At 61.8% G+C, this 3,772-nt stretch carries 5 protein-coding genes; 2 read left to right on the top strand and 3 right to left on the bottom strand.

Annotation, left to right across the window (positions count from 1 at the left end; genetic code table 11):
- Positions 1-393, top strand: a complete 393-nt coding sequence (locus JOZ76_RS33720) for a helix-turn-helix domain-containing protein (protein ID WP_291705706.1) — start codon at positions 1-3, stop codon at positions 391-393.
- Positions 394-619: 226 nt separating this feature from the next.
- On the opposite strand, the gene JOZ76_RS33715 is transcribed toward JOZ76_RS33720, so the two are convergent.
- A complete protein-coding gene (locus JOZ76_RS33715; RefSeq protein ID WP_291705705.1) occupies positions 620-904 on the bottom strand; it encodes a hypothetical protein in 285 nt (94 codons plus the stop codon).
- Between the two features lie 777 nt (positions 905-1,681).
- Here JOZ76_RS33715 and JOZ76_RS33710 point away from each other — a divergent pair.
- Positions 1,682-2,032, top strand: a complete 351-nt coding sequence (locus JOZ76_RS33710) for a Lin0512 family protein (protein WP_291705704.1) — start codon at positions 1,682-1,684, stop codon at positions 2,030-2,032.
- 58 nt (positions 2,033-2,090) lie between these two features.
- On the opposite strand, the gene JOZ76_RS38470 is transcribed toward JOZ76_RS33710, so the two are convergent.
- Positions 2,091-2,381, bottom strand: coding sequence for a helix-turn-helix domain-containing protein (locus tag JOZ76_RS38470; RefSeq protein ID WP_366938661.1), 291 nt, complete (start codon positions 2,379-2,381; stop codon positions 2,091-2,093).
- 64 nt (positions 2,382-2,445) lie between these two features.
- Positions 2,446-3,771 (bottom strand): MFS transporter, encoded by a 1,326-nt coding sequence (locus tag JOZ76_RS33705; RefSeq protein WP_291705703.1) that lies wholly within the window; start codon positions 3,769-3,771, stop codon positions 2,446-2,448.
- Position 3,772: the final 1 nt, after the last annotated feature.

Below are 3,772 nucleotides of genomic sequence, written 5' to 3'. Positions count from 1 at the left end.
ATTGTCGAGGAGGGCGCTCTCGACGAGGAGGGAACGTCGGTCGAAAAACTTGCCGAGCGCCTCGGCATCGGGCGCCGCCAACTGGCTCGCCTGTTCGCCCGGCACCTAAAGGCTAGTCCGAGCGCGGTAGCACGGACGGCCCGTATTCAGCGTGCGAAACGGCTCATCGATGGAACCGATAAGCCCATGGTGGAAATAGCTGTTCTCGCAGGATTCGGTAGCCTCCGACGCTTTAACGCCGCGTTCGCGGAGGTTTATGGACGAGCGCCCACGGAGATTCGGCGAGGCCGAAGGTCCAGCCGAATACGTCATCAAGCCGATCCGGTTGGAGGAAACGAGAATGAGCGGGCTCGAGGATTATCTAATCGATCCGGTGCTATCGCTACCAAGTAAGACGTCCAACCGCCAACCGCTGCGGGCCGATAATCGTAAGCCTGCGGACATTGCTCGCTCGCCAATAGCCGGCGACCTGGGATGCTGGTTGAAGTTATGGTAGTTGATTTGCCCGTCGGGTCAAATGGCATTGTGTGCGCCGCCCACCGCGCGATTGAGCGGCATGTCGGTTTCACTTCCGATCCTGCATTCACAGAAGCAGCCGACGCAACCTTCAGGCGAGCTGTCAGCCGCAGGGGGGCATCGCCAGACTTCTTTTTTTCGACAAGCCCCCAGCATCACGGTCGTCGCGCCGAAGCAAGTGGCGAGGCCACCACAGAGGCGGCGCGGGCGGCAACAGTTGCATCTCGCCCGACAGCGGCAACCGCTCAAACGCCAGCACACCGAGGCTGATCCGCGTCGGCGCGCTGCCGAGCTGCGCCAGAATGATGTAATATAAGTGATGCGCTCCGCAAGCCGGGTTTTCACCATGGCGGTCGCGAGGGATGAAGCCACCGACGATGAGATACACGGGCGAGGCGGAGAAGCCGTCGAGAGCCGTTCGGAGGTTGGCCCGTTCCAGTCAGGACCGCGAGGAGCACGACCATCAGGCTGGCGACTGCCAATGGTATCGCCTTGGTCAAGTAGAGTACGAAAATGCCGCCGAACAGGATAAGCGCCTTGTGTCCTTGAGGGGATAGCGAGTCCTGTGTCGGGCTGAATCAGATGATGGCGGCGATGGCGAAGGCGAGTGGAACGCCGATCGCCCTCAGCATGGCCTCCAGCGATAGATGCATGCGCGCTGGTCCCCGCGTGAGCGTGAGATGACACGAGTTTTCTCCCTGTCGAAGCATTCGGCGATGGATCGGAGCCATCACGGATTTGGAGCCGTGCTTCGCGGTGGGATTAGCTCGCGGGTCAAACCCGCGTCCAATTGCGAGTTTTCAGGAGACGATAACCGGCGGGAATGTGCTCAGCCGGGCGCATGACCGAGGGACCACCGGTGGATCGGATGGCCAGTCAATCAACCAATTGGTGGAGGCGCGGATCGCGCCGGACCCCACGATGGACCAGCGGCGCCATAAATACCTGAACGGGGCGGGAAGGCCGCCGCTACTGCCTCGCTGGCGGCGTTGCGCGACAGGGGCGTGAGCGAGATTCCGCTGCGTGGGATCACAAGTCTCGCGCTCGCGTCCGCCTGTCGCGCAACTGACGGACTGGCTATCGGCATTTGACCGTCGCTCACCGACTTGTCGTCGCAAATCGATGTGCTAACGTCACTTTGAGCAATCGAGTGGGAGTAGGGACCGTGGCACGCGTGCGCTGTATCAGCGAAATGGGCATGGGCGTCGATGTCCATGGCAAGGATGCGAGCAAGGCCCCGAAGCGCGCGGTATCGGATGCCATCCGCCACAGCAGCCTCAGCTTCGTTCGGTTGTTCGGCAAGACGCCGCACGACATGTTCGTCGATGTGACCATCGGCGTGCCGGACCCAGCCGCCGTCGACACGCAAGCAGTGGCCAAGGAACTGCCCTATGGCACCGTGACCGTCACTGCGGTCAAGGGCGGCCTCGAAATTCCGGCGGAGCAGGGCGGTGATGCCATCATCATCGCCAATGCCGCCGTTATCGTCAGTCTCGACGACGGGAAAAACGGCTAAGGACGTCACCGGAGCGACCTGACGCCGCCGACCTGATCGTACGAGTTGGCCTCGGTGTTTACGGCAGAGGACAGCTAGGCGGAGGATCCTCCAGCGGTCGGCATCGCGCAATGCGTCTGTATTCGCGTGGCGAAACGCCAAAATGCTTTCTGAAGCAATGGTTGAAGTGTGAGATATCACCGAACCCGCACGAGAGAGCAATCTCGGCGAGGGATCGATCGGGCAGGCGCGAAAGCTCGGAGGCGCAGAACTGTAGCCTGCTATTGCGTACCTGTTCTCCAAAACTCAACTCTACCGACTCGAACACCCGGTGCAGATAGCGTGGAGAAATGTCAAATCGACGCGAAATATGGCGCGAGATGAGCTCGCAGGCTGCAATCTGAGCACTGTTGGCGCGCGCTTACCTCGATCCATCATTCCGGCAGGGCCGATGGCGCGCGCTCGAGCGCATCGTCGTGGCCAATGCCCAGCACGATTCCCATCGCGATGATGCCGAGCCCGGCGAGCAGCAGGAGGCCGTCTGTATAGCTGCCCGTATGATCTCTGAGCCAACCCATCGCGAACGGGCCGGCGAATCCCGCCAGATTGCCGATGGAATTGATCACCGCGATGCCGGCTGCGGCGGCCGCACCGGACAAGAAAGCGGTCGGCAAGGTCCAAAACACCGGCAGGCAGGCAAAGATGCCGAATCCTGCGAGACAGAACGCGAGCATTTTCAGGACGGGATCATCGAACAGCGCAGCCAGGACGATGCCCGCGGATGCCACGAACAATGGGATGGCCGCGTGATTGCGTCGCTCGGCCGCCTGGTCCGAGCGCCGGCCCCACCAGACCATGCCGATCACGCCGACGAGATAGGGCGCCGCAGACACCACGGTGGTCAGGAAGGTGTTGAGCCCGAATGCCTTGACGATCTGCGGCAGAAAGAAGCTCAGGCCGTAATTGGTCGCGACCGCGCCGAAATAGACAAGACTGAGGGCGATCACGCGCGGATCGAACAGGACCTCTGACACCGTGTACGTCCGCACCGCCTCGCGCTGGCGCCGCTCGATCAGCAGCCTGTGGCTGAGCCAGTCCCGCTCGTCGGCGGCCAGCCAGGCTGCGTCGTCCGGGCGGTCCGTCAAATAGAAGAACACGACGAAAGCCAGGATGATGGCCGGTATCGCCTCGATGAGAAACAGCCATTGCCAGCCCGCCAGCCCGAAGCCGCCATGCAGATAGAGCAGCAGTCCTGAAATTGGCGCCCCGATGACGGTGGAGAGCGGAATCGCGGCCATGAAATAGCCGACGATCCTGGCGCGATACTCGGCCGGAAACCAGAGGGTCAGATAGAAGATGATTCCCGGGAAGAAGCCGGCCTCGGCGGCACCGAGCAAGACCCGCAAGAGGTAGAAGCTGTTCTCGTTGCCGAGCCCGGTCACCCGCGCAATCCAGGGGAGACAGGCCATCAATCCGGAGAGGATGCCCCAGCTCAGCATGATCCGAGCAATCCATGTGCGCGCGCCCAGGCGCTCGAGCAGAAGATTGGAGGGCACTTCGAAGATGAAATAGGCGACGAAGAAGATGCCGGCGCCGAAGCCGAACGCCGTCTGCGACAGGCCGAGATCCTGGTTCATGGTGAGCGCGGCGAACCCGACATTCACCCGGTCGAGATAGGCGACAAAATAGCAGACGACCAGAAACGGAACGAGGCGCGTCGTGACCTTGGCGATGGTTCTGGCTTCGACGTCTTGCAACATC

This window comes from Bradyrhizobium sp. (genome assembly GCF_019244115.1).
Classification (GTDB): domain Bacteria; phylum Pseudomonadota; class Alphaproteobacteria; order Rhizobiales; family Xanthobacteraceae; genus Bradyrhizobium.
The sequence above is the reverse complement of the archived record's forward strand: the minus strand, read 5'-3'. Positions and strand labels throughout refer to the sequence as shown.